Here is a 15,458-nt window from a genome sequence, read left to right on the forward strand (position 1 = left end):
CTCCCATGACGATAGCTCTATGATATCGTTGTATTGTTGACATCATCTTGTCATCAATTTGAACGTCTTTGAAAAATAGAGAGGTCGTTTTGTAATGGGGGCTGGGGATGAGACTACATCGGTTAATTGCGATATTGCTGCTGATTGAATCAAGAGGAAAAATGAAAGCAAAAGAACTTGCTGCTGCGCTGGAGACATCTGTTCGCTCGATTTATCGGGATATTGATGTGCTGTCTGAAGCGGGGATTCCGATCGCGACTACTTCGGGTCCTGGCGGTGGAATCTATTTGATGGAAGGCTATACGGTCAATCTGAAAAAGCTGTACGTTGACGATGTCATTCACTTGTATTTGACCGGGATGGGTATCCATTCAGGGCAGGATTCCGAGACTGGTCACAAATTGAAGAGTGCCTTGCTCAAATTGGAAAAAACACTGCCAGAGACTTATCGAAGCGATATCGAGAAGGCGAAGAATCGTTTCTATTATGATGAAGCGTCGTGGTGGGAAGAGCGGGTGGTCATGCCATGTCTGGAGGCTTTGCGGGCAGCGGTGTGGCGATCGGGCAAGGTCGCTATTGCCTACAGAAAAATGGATGGGAGCAGCTCGTCACGTACGGTATGCCCCTATGGTCTCGTTGTGAAAAAAACGGAGTGGTATCTCGTTGCTTACTGTGAAAGGGCGCAGGAAGTAAGAACGTTTAAGTGTGAGCGAATTACAGAGGTAGTTGTAATAGAGGAGGCATTCGAGATTTCGGAGAGCTTTTCGTTGGCGGATTATTGGATCAATCAGGAAACAGCGTTCAAGCAGGCTTGCCGTGATGTCGAATATTTTCCCGTGGTGATCAAGCTGCACACCGAGAAGCAGACTGTGCGAAATAGGCTAGAGGTAATTTCAGCAGTGCGGCAGGGAGAGTACGAGATATTGACTGTGAATTTGTACAGCTTCAGTAGAGCATGCCGTGACATTTTGGATTTGATCGGACAGATGGAGGTTATGGAGCCAGCCGAATTAAGAGTTTTTGCAAAAGAGAGAGTGCAGGAACTGATGGCGCTGTATGGGTAGCAAAGAAAAAGGCGTCGCACCTGATAGATGCGAAGCCTTTAGCTTGTGGGCAAGGAATAATTCGTGCGCACATGCTGCTTGAAGGTTTCATAGTCGGAAGCATGAATATGAGAGTCATGGTCGCTCATACATACGTGCTTCATGCTGAGGCGATGTGCGAACCGATTGCCCGCTTCCGTGATATTGTCCATAATAATCGATTGGATGCGGCAGCCACTCTGTTCGACACAAGCCAGCACATCGAGATAATGGTGGAGCATCATGGACAAGGCAGGGCTTTTTCGATACATTTCATCTACAACGACACACGACAGAAAATAATAAACGTGCTCAGGTAACGTGCTCAAATCTTCGATATCCGCAGTCGTCATCAGGCTGTCATTAAACGTTCCTTGCGCGATTTGCATGTAGACATGTGGCTTGACGGGAAGCAGGTTCATAAAAGCGACAATCCGCCCGTCTTCTTCGACGGCGACGACTGAATCCGGACGAAACAAATACCAATTGTAGCTCTCCTGATACGGTGTAATAAATTCAGCATCATAATACTGAAGCTCGAGCTGTTCCATCTGTCGAAAATGCTCAAGGTGCAAGTGCTCCATAATCTTCATAAGCAAATCTCCTTACTTACGCAAAACGGCTTTTCCATAAAGCTTCCGCTCGCTGAATGCTTTCTTTGGTCCAAGGCGGTGTCTTGGGATGATTCATAATCTCCTCTTGCGTCATCCAGTGGACCGCCTCTACCTCATGGGGACTTTTCCGATAGGCAACTCCATTTTCATAGAAACAAAGAAAGACGACATTCAAGACATGGACGTTTTCATTCGCAACAAACGAGGAATTATACACGTAATGCATGTCGGCTTTTACTTCGATTCCGACTTCTTCAAATATCTCCCGCTGGACAGTCCTCTCCAATAGATCAAGTGTGTTTCCTTCCCGTTCTGCTTTTCCACCAACGAGAGAGAGCGTACCTCCTGCATGATCTTCCTTATGGCTGCGTTCAATGATGAGCCATTTATCTTCATGAAAAACTGCTCCCTCGACATTTACAATGAACATGATTGTCCTTCTTTCTATCAATTTTTAGACAGCGAATAGCTCAATTGCTAGTTCCTCGAGCGTGCGGATTTTCTGTAGAGGCAAACGATCTACCTCCTCGTAGTAACGATTCTGTTATTCTCTCTTACCTGGGCGGGAGTTCGCAGATGTATCGTATCAATCTCTGGGTTTCCTTAGCCCGTTTGATTCTGGAGGAAAACAAGGATGGTTCATGTGGTTGATAGCGTATACGCAAAGCTTCTTTCAGTAAAAGATGCCATTCTGAAGGAAGCTCTTGCAGGGCATGTTCAACCGCCGTTCTTTTTGGAATAATGTCCTCATGCATAAGCGCGTAATAGATGCGGCATAGGGTAAAAACGGCAAATTCTACCCAACCATCCAGTAAAAAATAGAGCATGCGTCTGCCTTTGGGGGACCAATAGTCATGCACATTGTATTTCATCGTTTCTGCGACATCCAACCATTGAGTAGGGATGTTCAGCTCGGCAACGTTTTTCCCCATAACACAGATGCCATGCTGCTTGATGATCCACCATGTTACATGATTGACATCATAGTGGCCGGATGGTTTGAATGCCCCACTGTCACAGTAAGGATAAGGCTCCAAGGATGGATTGGTTTTTCCAAGGTCATCCAGCTTAATATACATACCGTCCATTCTTTTGGCTAGTGGATCGGCGTGATGGAGAGCATGATGAATGTTCTTGAGCGTTTCTGTCTCTGCATTCGTTAACCCTCTATGCAAGAGAGTTACAAAATCAATATCGCTGTTATCTTCCTCGAAGCCTGACAGAGCAATAGAACCATACAAATACACACCGTAGATGACATCAGGTAGCTCTTCCATGAGTCGCTGCGTATAGTCGCCCAATAAAGGCCTAACGCTTTCCGGGATTCTCGTGTTCATAAGGAAACTCCTTTTGGTGATCATCATCAGCTTGATGTTCAGCCTGTAATCATGCATATCGGCTCCCCAACTTTTTCGAAGTCACCTTTGAAATTGATTTTGGTATAGAAGCTTGTCGCATCCTGCGAGGATATAAGGAATACGAGAACGCCATCTCCTAAAAGCTCAGTTAGGTGGTTGATTAATTGCCTTCCGATCCCGAGCTTCTGGTAATTTTTATGTACGGCCAAGTCGTTAATATAACAGTCGAAGGTAAAATCAGACATGGCACGCAAAAAGCCGACGAGCTCCTCACCATGCCAAGCAGCGATCGTCACGTTTGCATGATCGATCATGGCTTGAACACGTTGGAGGTCTTTCGGGCGTGATAAACCAGATTGCTTATAGATATTCAGAGCTTGTTCTGCTGTCAGTGGTGGATTTGTTTGATAGGTAATTTCCATAATTTTCATTCCCCCATCTAAATGAGGTAAAGTTTACTTGGTTTTTGGTTTTCTCGCAAGATCAATTGTTGATAGCCGAGAAGGGACAAGGTATGATTATTGGGTTGGTAACAATTGTTAAAGGAGGCGTTTATTGTGATTGGACAAATTCTAACAAAGGGCAAATTTTTGATGGGGAACTCGCGTAAGTAGCCCTCAAACCCGCGATATTCCCCGACGATGAAAGGGGTATTATTGTGAGTCAATTATCAACCGACATAATTATTCGTAATTTTCAGAAGGAAGACTTTCCGCTACTTGGCGAGCTATACCAAGCTGTTACAGCAAAAGAAAACGCGACGTTTTGGTGGGTCGGTGATGAAGCGAACTGGAGTAATGTTTACTGTGCATTTGAACATGGCAAAATGATCGCGAAAGGCCAAGTGAGTATCATTAATACGATTCCGCCCGGACGTTCAGAGGAAAACAAGCATTCGATCTATGTAAATCTGAAAACGCTCCCGGAGCGAGACAATGACGGCGAGCTGCTGGAAAAAGTGTATCAGCAGCTTTATCGAAGAGCCCGTAAATTAAAAGAAACGTTGCCAGATACGTACCAAACGATGCTATGTGTAGGCAACGATTCATCAGACACAGAGAATAACCGATTTTTCATCCAAAAAGGCTACCAGCATTTGAATAGCTTGTTTCAGATGAAGCGCGATTTACGAGAGCCCATTCCTGTGGTGATGCTGGATGAATACTTTCATTTCTCGCATTGGAAAATGGAAAGTGCGCAGGAAGAGAGAGAATACTTGGATGTGGAAGCTACTATCTGGCCGGACGCTCCACTAGGGCTTGAAAGACTGTCTGATTACAAGAGCAAGGCGCTATGGACCTCGATGGTCATTCGTCATGGGGACACGATTACTGCCAGCTTGATGGCGTGGCGAGAAGATGACGACGGAGTAGTCGAGGATGTCTTCGTGCAGGAAACATGGCGGAAGCGTGGGTTTGCTAGGTTTTTGCTGACACAAGCATTGGATTATTTACAATCGCATGAGCTGGAAGCCGCATACCTCATGGTCGAAACGACGAATAAATCCGCTTTGGCTCTGTACGAATCGGTTGGATTCCGGGTAGATAAAGAAGAGATCAGGTACTATACAGTGTTGAGATAAGAAAGACGGGAAGAGGGAGCACTAAGGGGCGCCCTCTTTTGCTATTTCATGTGGAAGGTGATCTTGTGATAGACGCGGTAAAGATTATGGGCGTTTCTTTTTCCAAATGGACGCTAAAGGAAACAACGGAACAACTGACCGAGCATCTCCAAAAAGATGAAGCCAAGCTGTTTCATCTCATCACAGTAAACCCTGAAATCACAATGGCGACTCAAACGGACAAGCTGCTTCAAACAATCGTCGAAGAGGCAGATTTGATCACTCCCGACGGAATCGGCATTGTATTTGCAGCGAGAAGGAAGGGAGAGCCAATTCGTGAAAGAGTGACGGGCTACGACTTGCTGCTTCGGCTATTGGATAAGGGGAACGCTTTAGGCTGGAGCTTTTATTTTCTTGGGACAGATGAAGAGACAAATCATAGAGCTGTACAGGAAGTTCGCCAACGCTATCCTGATGTCGTGGTCGCAGGACGGCATAACGGTTTTTTTACCAAAGAAGAAGAAATACAAATCCTCCATGATATTCAGCGAACGAAGCCTCATATACTGATTGTTGCGATGGGAGCACCGTACTCTGATAAATGGATCTACCGGCATAAGCAAGAACTCGATGGCGTTAAGGTTGTTTTTGGCGTAGGGGGTAGCTTGGACGTTATAGCAGGAAAAGTAAAACCTACTCCGGAAATGTGGAAAAAGTTACATTTGGAATGGCTGCGTCGATTGCTGACCGTCCCTGCTGCAAAAGGACAAAAATCACGTTGGCGCAGACAGTCTGCCTTACCGAAATTCGTCTATCGAGCGATTATCAAGAAATGAAGCTTCTTTAGTATCCTTAGCACTCCTCGAAAACGGAAGGAACGATCTTTTTCTGTTCGATGGGTGAAGACATGACGATCAACGTAGTGGAATCCCCGTGCTCTCCGCTGGCATTGATGAATGCCTCCAAGGACTGCATGGAATCGGTGACGACCTTCAGCATGTAATTATATTGTCCACTAATTCTGTGCAGCTCCAACACATCTGGATATTCCTTGCAGAACTCGATGAACTTCTCGCAGCGCTTCGTATGAAAGAGCAAATACGCGCTGATTTGTTTATTCGCTTTTTCCGGGGAGAGGATTGCTCGATATTGCTTGATGATGCCCTTGTCCTCCATCCTGCGAACTCTTTCCGTTACAGCCGGTTGAGACAGACCGACTATTTTCCCCAATTCCGTCATGGAAATGCGGGCATTGTCCTGCAAAATCAGGAGAATTTCCTTGTCCACTTGATCCATTTGAATTCCTCCTTTACTTTTTATGAATTATCTCTATATTAACTTTGTTTTCAAGGATGAAACAGCATAATTCCTTTAAAGTCATCTGTAAAAGCGGTTGGCAATTCTCTACGATGTAAGTAAATGACAGGTAAGGATGGGGAGAGACAAATGGGAATGGAAAAACAAGGATTACTGCAACCGACTAGCATGGGAGCCTGGAAGCTGCGCAATCGAATCGCAATGGCTCCCATGACGCGCACCTTCGCAGATGAGCAGACGGGAGTGGTTGGTCCAGATGTCGTGGAGTATTATCGCAAGCGAGCAGCAGATGGGGTTGGTCTGATTATTACAGAGGGAACGGTCATAAGTCCGCGTGCAAAGGGAACGCGGGGTGTTCCAGGCTTGTACACCACCGAACAAATCGAGGGGTGGAAAAAGGTAACAGATGCGGTTCATCAAGCAGGGGGAGTCATTATTGCGCAAATTTGGCATGTCGGGCGGCTGTCCCACCACGAGATCGCAGGAGGCTTACCTCCGCAAGCTCCTTCTGCATTGCAAGCCGAGGGGCATGTCCATCGCTTCGGCAAACCATACGATACCCCGGAAGAGATGTCGCTTGCCGATATCGAAGAAGTGATTCAGCAATATGCACAGGCGGCTCGCAATGCAATGACGGCAGGCTTTGACGGCATAGAAATTCACGGAGCGCACGGGTATTTGATTGATCAATTTAATTCAGATATATCTAACCACAGACAAGACGAATACGGTGGGGATTTGCGCCAACGATTGACTTTTATGAAAGAAGTGGCGAAAGCGGTTATTTCCGAAGTGGGCGCTGATAGAACGATTATGCGCTTCTCTGCCTTGAAGGATGATCAGCGTGAGTATATGTGGGAGGACCCGGACGCGGCTATTCAAACCTTTGTGGAGGCATTCAAGGAAGCAGGATTAACAATGCTTCATCCTTCTACAATGAGTTTTGATCAAGTGATTGCAGAAGGCAAAACGCTGCACGAACTCGTCCGTAAATACTGGGATGGCATCGTCATAGGTGTCGGCGATTTATCTCCTGAACGCGCCGAACAGGCTATACAGGACGCAATTTTTGATGTGGCTGCATTTGGACGGCCTTTTCTTGCCAATCCTGACTTGGTCAGCCGTTTAACTCAGGGAGAAGACCTGGTCGCTTTTAATGGACGGGAGCATTTGCAAGTGTTGGTATAAAGAGAGTTATCGAGAGAGGGGGCTAATAACCCTCTTTTTTTCTGCGAGTTGATTCGGATGTCTCTTGCAAGAAATACAAAGATAAGGTAAAAGTTGGATGTATCCCATGCCGATACAATAGTGAGAACCCAGTATCTAAATGATAAGAAGGTGAGGATCTAAGATGAACTTTTTCAAAAAGCTATTCGGTGGCACGAACAACGGAGAAAAGTCAAAGGATGGCACTACAATTTACACATATAACCAACAAGCAACTTACGAACCTCCAGCTCCCATGGAATATGTGGAAGAAATCGGGGCCCATTTTGAAACGGTATTTGCGGGAAGAGAGAGCAGTGTTTTTCATGAGATTATTTCCGATACGATCCATATTGATGTGAATGTGATGAGCCCTACAGAAGAAGAGCCATTTTGGGTTCTGTATACGAACGGGATGAGTGATTTACCAATGACGATCCCGGATGAAATACAGGAGCAGATGGAGGAGAGTATCGATCGAGCAGAACTGATGATATTTTTGCCGGCTTCTTGGGAGCTGACACAAGAGTCGCTAGAGGATGAAAATAACTACTGGCCAATTAGACTGATGAAGCAGCTGGCACGGTTTCCTCACCAGTACAATACATGGTTGGGATACGGACATACGATACCGAATTATCAGGACTATGAACCATATGCGGATGGCACAGGCTTAAATGGAGTCGTTCTGTTTCAGCTATCTGAAGAGATCAGCGTCATTCCTACCAAAGACGGGAACAAGATTCATGCTTATTTCTTGATCCCTCTATATAAAGAAGAGATGGAATATAAACTGGAGCAGGGCATGGATGCGCTGATGGATAAATTGTTTGAACTGGGCGATGATGCACTCATATTGAATCCGAATAGAAGAAATACCTGCAAGTAAAACAATAAAGGGGGGGAGGCAAACGATGATTCATTTTCGCGTAGCTGCTGCAAAAGACCTGAATAGAATTGTGCAAATGCTAGCAGATGATGAATTGGGGAAGACGAGAGAGCGTTACGAAACCCCGCTTCCAGAAAGCTACATAAAAGCGTTTGAAGCAATTGATGCAGACCCCAATAATGAATTGGTCGTGGCGTGCCGTGATGAGGAAATTATTGGTGTTCTACAGCTTACGTTTACGCCTTATCTGACACATCAAGGGAGCTGGAGAGCGTCGATTGAGGGGGTTCGGACTGCATCCTCGTGAGGGGCTAAAAATGAAGCTGTCCCTCGACTAAATGGAGTATGGACATGAAACAACGGGTTTCATATCGATATATAGAACCCGTTGCTTTTTTGACTCAGTCCCTTTCTATGCCAATCCCATAAATAGTACCAACATCCAAATCACTAAGCCTTATGGAGAAACGTGGTTTCCCAGGACTTGGACTTCTCAATATATAGCCGCCCCAATCCCTGCCGCCGTAAGCCTTATACCCAGTGGTGTCTATGCCAAAAATATCTTGAATAAGCGGCTTGGTCACGGGAATCGCTTCATCGATGGATTTGATTACAATGTGCTCCGTAAAATAGTTTACATCATATACTTTGCCTGTTTGTGCTCCGACTTCCACCGAATATCTCTCGTGCTCATTGCGAAACGTCCACCTATCTTCTTCCTCATCTGATGATTTTATAGCGAGGGTGAAGGAGAGATCATTTTCATTGGAGAAGCGATTCAAAGCTTTCTGTGCGATGTTCAAGAACTTTTGATCCACATCCTTAGGGTTGTAATTCAAGGTATAATCTACGACTTTGTTTGTAGATAGATCAATACTGACCTCCTGATCTTTTTCCACATCAAAGCTTAGTAGTGCTAAATCTTTTCTTTTATAGAAGTCGACTGTTTTAAAGTTAATCGACTGCTTCGTATCCCTGTAGGCTTCTCGTGCAGTCTCTACATATTTATGATAAGGCTCCGTCAATTCATGGATGGCAAAAGCTGCTCTGACGGCAATAACCTCTGTCGTATCAGGCTTAAAATACACCCAGGTTGCGTGATCCTTTGCCCGTACAATAAAGGATTCTTCGTTTTTCTCGATCTCTTCAAAAGAAAAGCTCTTCTGAATGCCACTCGCTGTAGTGATTGCCTTCTGGGCAGCTGTAAAATACTTTTGTTCTTCGGGAGTTAAAGCTGCACTGCTCGTTGATTCAACCGGGGCAGAAAATGGTTTCATCCAGAAAAAACCGAGCAACAAGCCGCAAGTGATAAGTCCTTTTGCCATCCATCCATAGTACATTCTTCGTTTGTTCACTTTTTGAAGTCTACCTCCTTCTTCTCGTACACCCTTTAATATTGCTTGGCTTCGTTCCCGTGAAAGGAGTTGTTCCGGGAATTGATTCAATTCTTCCAGAATAATCTGTTCATCACGTGACGACATCGTTCATCACCTCCGCAATCGAAACATGCATTTTGTTTTGAATCGACTTCATCGCTCTATGCAAAGTGAGATTGACCTTGGCTTCGCTCCAGCCCAACACCTCTGCTGTTTCCTTGCTCGATAGTCCCTTGATTCCTCTGAGTATCAACACATCCCGATAAGAGCTTTTTAATTGATTGATCATTTCATAGAGCAGACGCTTGTTTTCACTTAACTCCAGCGACTCTTCCGGTGTTTTGTCGTGCGAAACGAGATGCTGCAAGAAGATATCCGGCAACCAGCTAATCAGTTTTGTCTTGCGCCTTTCATCGATGGCTACGTTTCGTGCTATGGCAAACAGCCACGTCTTTGGATTCTCAACCTCTGTGTCATGTATGGCTTTCAGGGCACGAATAAAGGTCTCTTGAACAAGATCGTCGATATCGGTTCGTCCCGTGTAATAAACGAGAAAGCGATATATATCCTGGCTGTATGTAAGAAACCATTGCTCGATTCGTGCGCCAGTATGATCCTCCACTGGTGTTCCACCTCCTTGTCACTGTATAGACGGAAAAGCTGCTGACAATCTTTCACTTTCAAAATAAAAAATGAGACACCTTTAAATAAACAATCAGGTGTCTTTGTTCTTTCGTATAGATCTAGTAGGCGGGGAAGATCAGTTTGGCTATTGTCCCTTTACCCGGTTCAGAGGAAAAGCTCAGCTCTGCCCTGTGGCAATCCGCAATCTGTTTGCAAAGCGTCAAGCCTAGTCCCGCCCCGCCGCCATTTCGAGTGCGGGAGGGATCTACGCGATAGAATGCCTCTGTGATGTGGACGAGATGCTCTGCAGGCATTCCTTTTCCATTATCTTCGACCATTATTCCTTTTTGTCCATGATCCAGAAAAGCAGTCATCTTGATTTGTCCACCAGTACCACAAGCCTTCAACGCGTTATCTACGAAATTGACGAGCAATATATGCATGAAATCAGGATCACACTCCAACGAATCAAAGTGACATTCCGAAGTAATCCGAACGTTTTGTTCTGCTGCCATAAGAGACAGAGCTTGCTCGACGCCAAGAAACAGCTGCTTTATTTCTACAGTCTTTCGCTCGATCTTGTGTTCACGAAGGGTTGCCAATTCAAGCAAACGATACGCAATCTGTTGAAGTCTGCGGCTTTCCGACATGATGTAGGTTGTGGCAAACAGCTTGTCGTCTTCTGTGCGAGCCACCTTTTGTATGTATTCTGCATAGCCGTAAATAGTCGTAAGCGGTGTGCGGAGCTCATGTGCAAAGTTATCAATAAACTGCTGCTTCTGCTGCGCGGCTGTCGCTAACTGCTGGATTTGACTCTGAATTTCCTTTGCCATGTGATTAAAGCTTTGCGCCATTTCGGTCAGCTCGTCTTGTCCAGACATGGGAAGACGGGTATCATACGCACCAGCCGCGATTTGACGGGATGTTTGTGAAATTTGCGAGAGTGGTCTAAATAGTTTAGACAGCAATATATGAAGACCAAAAGCAAACAAAGCAGAAATCATCAAGCCAGCGAAAAACAGCATGTTTTTCATTTGCTTCCAGGCAGCAATCCCATCGGTTATGTCGTATAGGTACACCATTGTATATAAATCATAGGGAGCAGGCAACTTTCCTGAAACGAGGACCGAGGCGCAGTCGCCTGATTCTTGCATAGAAACGAGTCTGCTGCCGTCTCCCTGCAGCTCAGGTAACTCGATTGGGGCCGATAAGACAGACGAAGAATAGACCAGTTCCTTGTCTTTTAAAAGTACCAATGTCACGTTTTGATCCCCGGCAAGATAGCTGTATGGCTGGAGCAGAGACGGTATGGAGCTGTTGAGATCCGTTCCGCGCCCTTCTACCGCATGAAAATCTTGGAGGAGTGCAGATGTGATGAAGTAATGCTCATCCAAGCTTCTTTCTTGTGCACGATGGATCGTGTCTTTGAAAGCCGTGATCGATATAATGACGATCCCTAGGTTAAATGAAAACAAAAAAAGGGCAAGAGTTGTTAAAAAGGTCCGGTATTTCATAGTTTTCCTTTCGTTTCACCTCTGGTTTCATGAGAAAGCTCGCAACTCATGGGAAAAAGCCGCCAGCACGGTGTGGCGGCGGAAAAGGCTCCCTTATTTTTTGGGCTCGGCGATCTCAGGATAGGATATTAATTGGTTGGGGTGGTCCTTGTACTTTTCTTTAGCATGATAGGTGGCGCCGATGAACTCTTTATCTTTGCGCGCTATATACACAATGGCGATTTCACCGTTCTCGCCTGTGATCTCCACCCCTATGATGGGGTCATTGTTCTCGACCATGCTTTGGGTTTCGTATACAGCGGACTTGACTGGACCGTTGACAATATTGAACTTTTCTGCTGCCTTTTTGGCTAGGTCCACATACTCCTGCGGATTTTTCGCAAGCTCCTCATCGTAGGTCTCTTTTTCTATGAACGTTCTCTCACGGAACATGCTGAAATATTCTCCGGTAACAGCGTCGATCATGAAGTAATAATTGAGCTTGTCATTGATTTTAACTTCACCGTACCACTGTGCGCGAGGAAGGTCTTCACGTGGGTTTTGGTAGCTCATTTCTACCACCTTCCCTTCCAGGCTCTGGGCATATATCTCCCAAAGGGCTTTTGCTCCGATTTCCGCCGCCGCTTCTTTTGTAATGTCTTTACTCGTTGGCTTTTGGTTGTTCACAGCTTTCACCGTATAGTTCGCTTTTTTGTAGCCGACTGGCAAGCTGTTTTGTGTCGTTTGGGAGGAAGCGACTGCATAATTCGCATAGCTGGTAGGAATCGTATTCGTTTTGTTGAAATCCGAAGCCGTTACGACCTGTACGAATCCTTGAAACAGCAGTGTGCTGGTGCCAATAATTGCGGTGGCTGCCAAAATGGTTTGTTTGACTTTCATATGAACCTCTCCTTCATTATTTGGTTGTGATCACAGTTAGAAGTATAAGAGGGAGGAATTATCGAATCGTCATGGAGTTGTTAGGGAGTTGTAATAGTTTTTCGCTCATCTAGACCTCAAGACGATACCCCATTTTATAGACGGTCTTAATTCGGGATTCCATGTCCAGCTTTTTTCTCAGCTTTTGAATATGAACGTCCACTGTCCTTGTATCCCCGACATAGTCATAGCCCCACGCGAGCTCTAGCAGCTTCTCACGCGAAAGGGCGATATTGCGATTGTTCACCAGCACTTCCAGCAAATCGAATTCCTTGGGGGTGTAATCTACCGGATGATCATGGAGAAACAGCTGCCTGCTCTCGAAATCGATTCTGACCCCATCAAGTTCAAACGACTTGCTTGTCTTCTTCGTGCGCCGGAGGACCGCATCTACACGTGCCAGCAGCTCCAGCATCTCAAATGGTTTCACCAAGTAATCATCCGCGCCAAGAGTGAGGCCCTTTACTTTGTCCGACAAGCTGCTTTTGGCTGTCAAAAAAATAGTGGGCTTTCCTCGAATCTGCCGGAAAACCTCATATCCGTCAATCTCGGGCAGCATGATATCCAGCACAACGAGATCAACCTCGTGCTTGTCCAGCGCATCAAGCGCCGACAGACCGTCCATTACAGAAATGCATGTATGTCCCACTGCTTGCAGGTTTCTTTTGATGAGCTCATTAATAGGAATTTCATCCTCGACAATTAGGATGGTAGCCACCCGGATCACCTCTCGTAAAGCATAGCATGGGGATGTAATAGAGTTGTAAAAAAATAGATGAGTCTAAAATAGTCGCAATGAAAAAGTGGGACACAGATTAGTCGCGTCCCACAATTCTAGTCCTATTCAATGTCTCTAGCCTATAAATTTCAAATTTGTCAGTCGTGCTATCTGTAATCACTAATCCTTGCGGTATTATTTGATTGTTCTTGACCCCCTGCGGTTTGAGTAGGAAGTGTAAGAGATATCACAACTAAGAAAAGACATAGACTTGAAGCCATACTTTTTTAAGCATAAGCAAACCACCTTCCTTATATTTTCATCCATTATTTTCAATCTATATGTATTATTGATAATCGCAAAGAGATATCTTGATTGCATCAAATGTTTTCAACACTCTGTCAATTGATTGATCACTGAAATTAATTCAGATCAGTTTGCTTCATTTTTTCCGACGAAGAAACATTGATTTCGCTCCCACTTCTATCCTTAGACCCTATAAGGTAAATTACTATTCCTAAACTTAAATAAACTAGCGAGTCGGTTATAACTTTTAGAAATGGTGTATTCCACTTTATAGGGAAAAATGGAACTACTATTATCGTCATAATTGATAAAAAAAGAGTTGCTACCCTTAAATATGATAATGTGTTCCTTAATGCTTTTTTATTTGACTTTTCAACAAAATGACTAACAAAGTCGAACAGAACAAAGAAGAAGCCAGCTAACGATAGGCTGAAAATATTTTTGAATTCTATGGTTATTAGCCCTCCGATTTTTAAGAATCCTATAATTAGAAAACCTATACCAAAGAATTTTATAATTAATGAATAAATATTCATTGTATACCTTCTTTCTTAAAATGTTTGGTTTAAAATAAACGTCTCACTCATTTTTTTGTTTATAGCCTTAGGATGATTAAAAAAGATTCCATAAGCTTTCAAATTTATGCTTATATAACACCGCGCCACCTTAACAATTTTAGTATAAAGAAAAATAAACAATTTGCTAAATACTACAGAAAATAACATTTTCTTCGAAACCACAAGAGGGCACGAGTCCCTCTTGTGAATAACTATCTGTTATATGTCCTTCCTTATTAAAAATGGCACATTTTCCACATGTGCTGAATAACTGGAGGAAGATCTATACGTTAAAAAATTCTTTCGCAGTCTTGGTAGTCTCATTCCCATACAGTGAGCGACTGCATCCAAAATATGTCTCAAATACAGTGGCTCATTACGTCCATCCACAGGTTTTTCTTTCAAATCACGAGGGGTTAAAAACGGCGCGTCCGTTTCAATCATCAAACGATTCAAAGGAATCTTTTTAACAAGCTCGCGCAGATGCTTCCCGCGGCGTTCATCACAAATCCATCCTGTAATCCCGATATGGAAATCCATTTCTAAATAGGCTTCTAATTCCTTGGCGGTTCCGGTAAAACAGTGTACAACCGCACGATTGATTTTTGGGCGATGTTCTTTGAGGATCGAGACAAAATCAAGATGAGCATCCCGTTCATGCAAAAACAACGGCATTTGAAGTTCTGTAGCCAGGGATATTTGTTCGATGAACCACTTTCTTTGAATATCACGAGGGGAGAAGTCACGGTTATAATCCAGCCCGCACTCTCCAATGGCTACCACATGGGGAAGTGACGCCAGTTCTCTTAATTTTTTGATGGTTGAGTCGTCACAGCTTTTTGCATCGTGAGGATGAATACCTGCTGTGGAGTATAGCTTTCCTTTGTTGCGACTCGCATATCTGGCTGCATCGGTACTGTTTCTCAAGCTTGTCCCCGTCAAAATTAACGGGTAGATTCCTTGTTCAGCAGCTCTGGCTACGACCTCATCGCGATCTTGGAGAAAGGAGCGGTGCATGAGGTTAACGCCTATATCAATGATCTGTGTGTTCAAGGGGATCATTCCTTCCTGAAATGCCTATTTTTGGTTGTTTCACATTATAGCTGATCAAGCTGTTATGTTCTATAGCTGAAAAATCCTCCCTGCGGTAACAGAGAGGATTCGGCTTGTTCCACCTATTCTCATGAATGAATGGCATCTAACGCTCGTCTTACTACGCGAAATCTTTTCCCCGAAATCGTTGCTTTTATTTGATCGCGATTGATGGTCGAGACGCATTTTCCGCCCGCAAAGCCGGATTGCCCCTTGATAATTCGGGAGAACTGCTCGCATAGTGAAGTGGTTTTCGGCATGCTTCGTTTCCTCTCCTGTTTTTGTTTATCTTATGAAGACTGGTACAGGGGGGAAAACGGACTATG

14 protein-coding genes and 4 pseudogenes are annotated in these 15,458 nt (G+C 44.5%); 6 read left to right on the forward strand and 12 right to left on the reverse strand.

Annotation, left to right across the window (positions count from 1 at the left end; all coding sequences use genetic code 11):
• Positions 1-107 precede the first annotated feature (107 nt).
• Positions 108-1,064, forward strand: a complete 957-nt coding sequence (locus AB1L17_RS16215) for a helix-turn-helix transcriptional regulator (RefSeq protein WP_412844455.1) — start codon at positions 108-110, stop codon at positions 1,062-1,064.
• Between the two features lie 38 nt (positions 1,065-1,102).
• Here AB1L17_RS16215 and AB1L17_RS16220 read toward each other — a convergent pair whose 3' ends face one another.
• The 4 genes from AB1L17_RS16220 to AB1L17_RS16235 form a co-directional block, all read right to left on the reverse strand.
• The gene (locus AB1L17_RS16220) at positions 1,103-1,675 is read right to left on the reverse strand and encodes a hypothetical protein (RefSeq protein ID WP_412844456.1); all 573 of its coding nucleotides are present in this window, start codon (positions 1,673-1,675) and stop codon (positions 1,103-1,105) included.
• A 16-nt stretch (positions 1,676-1,691) separates the two neighbouring features.
• The gene (locus AB1L17_RS16225) at positions 1,692-2,126 is read right to left on the reverse strand and encodes an NUDIX hydrolase (protein WP_412844457.1); all 435 of its coding nucleotides are present in this window, start codon (positions 2,124-2,126) and stop codon (positions 1,692-1,694) included.
• A 124-nt stretch (positions 2,127-2,250) separates the two neighbouring features.
• Complete coding sequence (locus AB1L17_RS16230) at positions 2,251-3,033, reverse strand: aminoglycoside adenylyltransferase domain-containing protein (protein ID WP_412844458.1); 783 nt, start codon at positions 3,031-3,033, stop codon at positions 2,251-2,253.
• A 38-nt stretch (positions 3,034-3,071) separates the two neighbouring features.
• On the reverse strand, positions 3,072-3,476 hold the full coding sequence (locus tag AB1L17_RS16235) for a GNAT family N-acetyltransferase (RefSeq protein ID WP_412844459.1): 405 nt from the start codon (positions 3,474-3,476) through the stop codon (positions 3,072-3,074).
• Positions 3,477-3,709: 233 nt separating this feature from the next.
• Here AB1L17_RS16235 and AB1L17_RS16240 point away from each other — a divergent pair, with 233 nt between their 5' ends.
• Positions 3,710-4,636: a GNAT family N-acetyltransferase gene (locus AB1L17_RS16240; protein WP_412844547.1), complete on the forward strand. Its 927-nt coding sequence runs from the start codon at positions 3,710-3,712 to the stop codon at positions 4,634-4,636.
• 65 nt (positions 4,637-4,701) lie between these two features.
• Positions 4,702-5,451, forward strand: coding sequence for a WecB/TagA/CpsF family glycosyltransferase (locus AB1L17_RS16245; protein ID WP_412844460.1), 750 nt, complete (start codon positions 4,702-4,704; stop codon positions 5,449-5,451).
• Between the two features lie 16 nt (positions 5,452-5,467).
• Here the strand turns inward: AB1L17_RS16245 and AB1L17_RS16250 are convergent, their stop codons facing one another.
• Positions 5,468-5,911, reverse strand: coding sequence for an Lrp/AsnC family transcriptional regulator (locus AB1L17_RS16250; RefSeq protein WP_412844461.1), 444 nt, complete (start codon positions 5,909-5,911; stop codon positions 5,468-5,470).
• A gap of 156 nt (positions 5,912-6,067) precedes the next feature.
• Here AB1L17_RS16250 and AB1L17_RS16255 point away from each other — a divergent pair.
• The 3 genes and pseudogenes from AB1L17_RS16255 to AB1L17_RS16265 form a co-directional block, all read left to right on the forward strand.
• Positions 6,068-7,120, forward strand: a pseudogene (locus tag AB1L17_RS16255) (alkene reductase); the annotation flags it as partial.
• A 163-nt stretch (positions 7,121-7,283) separates the two neighbouring features.
• Positions 7,284-8,027 carry a suppressor of fused domain protein gene (locus AB1L17_RS16260; RefSeq protein WP_412844462.1) on the forward strand — a complete coding sequence of 248 codons (744 nt, stop codon included), beginning with the start codon at positions 7,284-7,286 and terminating at the stop codon, positions 8,025-8,027.
• Positions 8,028-8,052: 25 nt separating this feature from the next.
• A pseudogene (locus tag AB1L17_RS16265) lies at positions 8,053-8,331 on the forward strand (GNAT family N-acetyltransferase); the annotation flags it as partial.
• 97 nt (positions 8,332-8,428) lie between these two features.
• Here the strand turns inward: AB1L17_RS16265 and AB1L17_RS16270 are convergent.
• The 7 genes and pseudogenes from AB1L17_RS16270 to AB1L17_RS16300 form a co-directional block, all read right to left on the reverse strand.
• Complete coding sequence (locus AB1L17_RS16270) at positions 8,429-9,508, reverse strand: hypothetical protein (RefSeq protein WP_412844463.1); 1,080 nt, start codon at positions 9,506-9,508, stop codon at positions 8,429-8,431.
• Positions 9,495-10,025 carry an RNA polymerase sigma factor gene (locus AB1L17_RS16275; protein ID WP_412844464.1) on the reverse strand — a complete coding sequence of 177 codons (531 nt, stop codon included), beginning with the start codon at positions 10,023-10,025 and terminating at the stop codon, positions 9,495-9,497. The genes AB1L17_RS16270 and AB1L17_RS16275 overlap by 14 nt, the downstream gene beginning before the upstream one ends.
• A 121-nt stretch (positions 10,026-10,146) precedes the next feature.
• The gene (locus AB1L17_RS16280) at positions 10,147-11,541 is read right to left on the reverse strand and encodes a sensor histidine kinase (protein WP_412844465.1); all 1,395 of its coding nucleotides are present in this window, start codon (positions 11,539-11,541) and stop codon (positions 10,147-10,149) included.
• A gap of 93 nt (positions 11,542-11,634) precedes the next feature.
• Positions 11,635-12,420 carry a hypothetical protein gene (locus tag AB1L17_RS16285; RefSeq protein ID WP_412844466.1) on the reverse strand — a complete coding sequence of 262 codons (786 nt, stop codon included), beginning with the start codon at positions 12,418-12,420 and terminating at the stop codon, positions 11,635-11,637.
• A 109-nt stretch (positions 12,421-12,529) separates the two neighbouring features.
• Complete coding sequence (locus tag AB1L17_RS16290) at positions 12,530-13,177, reverse strand: response regulator transcription factor (protein WP_412844467.1); 648 nt, start codon at positions 13,175-13,177, stop codon at positions 12,530-12,532.
• A gap of 1,146 nt (positions 13,178-14,323) precedes the next feature.
• A pseudogene (locus AB1L17_RS16295) lies at positions 14,324-15,102 on the reverse strand (TatD family hydrolase).
• Positions 15,103-15,254: 152 nt separating this feature from the next.
• Positions 15,255-15,392: pseudogene (locus AB1L17_RS16300) on the reverse strand (DUF1259 domain-containing protein); the annotation flags it as partial.
• Positions 15,393-15,458 lie beyond the last annotated feature (66 nt).

The sequence above is a fragment of the Brevibacillus jepli genome (assembly GCF_047229145.1).
In the GTDB taxonomy this organism is placed as follows: Bacteria; Bacillota; Bacilli; order Brevibacillales; family Brevibacillaceae; genus Brevibacillus.

Bases quoted from the DNA above. Each gene is read 5' to 3' on its own strand.
- AB1L17_RS16215 (WP_412844455.1), top strand. From the start codon at position 108: ATGAGACTACATCGGTTAATTGCGATATTGCTGCTGATTGAATCAAGA.
- AB1L17_RS16220 (WP_412844456.1), bottom strand. From the start codon at position 1,675: ATGAAGATTATGGAGCACTTGCACCTTGAGCATTTTCGACAGATGGAA.
- AB1L17_RS16225 (WP_412844457.1), bottom strand. From the start codon at position 2,126: ATGTTCATTGTAAATGTCGAGGGAGCAGTTTTTCATGAAGATAAATGG.
- AB1L17_RS16230 (WP_412844458.1), bottom strand. From the start codon at position 3,033: ATGAACACGAGAATCCCGGAAAGCGTTAGGCCTTTATTGGGCGACTAT.
- AB1L17_RS16235 (WP_412844459.1), bottom strand. From the start codon at position 3,476: ATGGAAATTACCTATCAAACAAATCCACCACTGACAGCAGAACAAGCT.
- AB1L17_RS16250 (WP_412844461.1), bottom strand. From the start codon at position 5,911: ATGGATCAAGTGGACAAGGAAATTCTCCTGATTTTGCAGGACAATGCC.
- AB1L17_RS16260 (WP_412844462.1), top strand. From the start codon at position 7,284: ATGAACTTTTTCAAAAAGCTATTCGGTGGCACGAACAACGGAGAAAAG.
- AB1L17_RS16270 (WP_412844463.1), bottom strand. From the start codon at position 9,508: ATGTCGTCACGTGATGAACAGATTATTCTGGAAGAATTGAATCAATTC.
- AB1L17_RS16280 (WP_412844465.1), bottom strand. From the start codon at position 11,541: ATGAAATACCGGACCTTTTTAACAACTCTTGCCCTTTTTTTGTTTTCA.
- AB1L17_RS16285 (WP_412844466.1), bottom strand. From the start codon at position 12,420: ATGAAAGTCAAACAAACCATTTTGGCAGCCACCGCAATTATTGGCACC.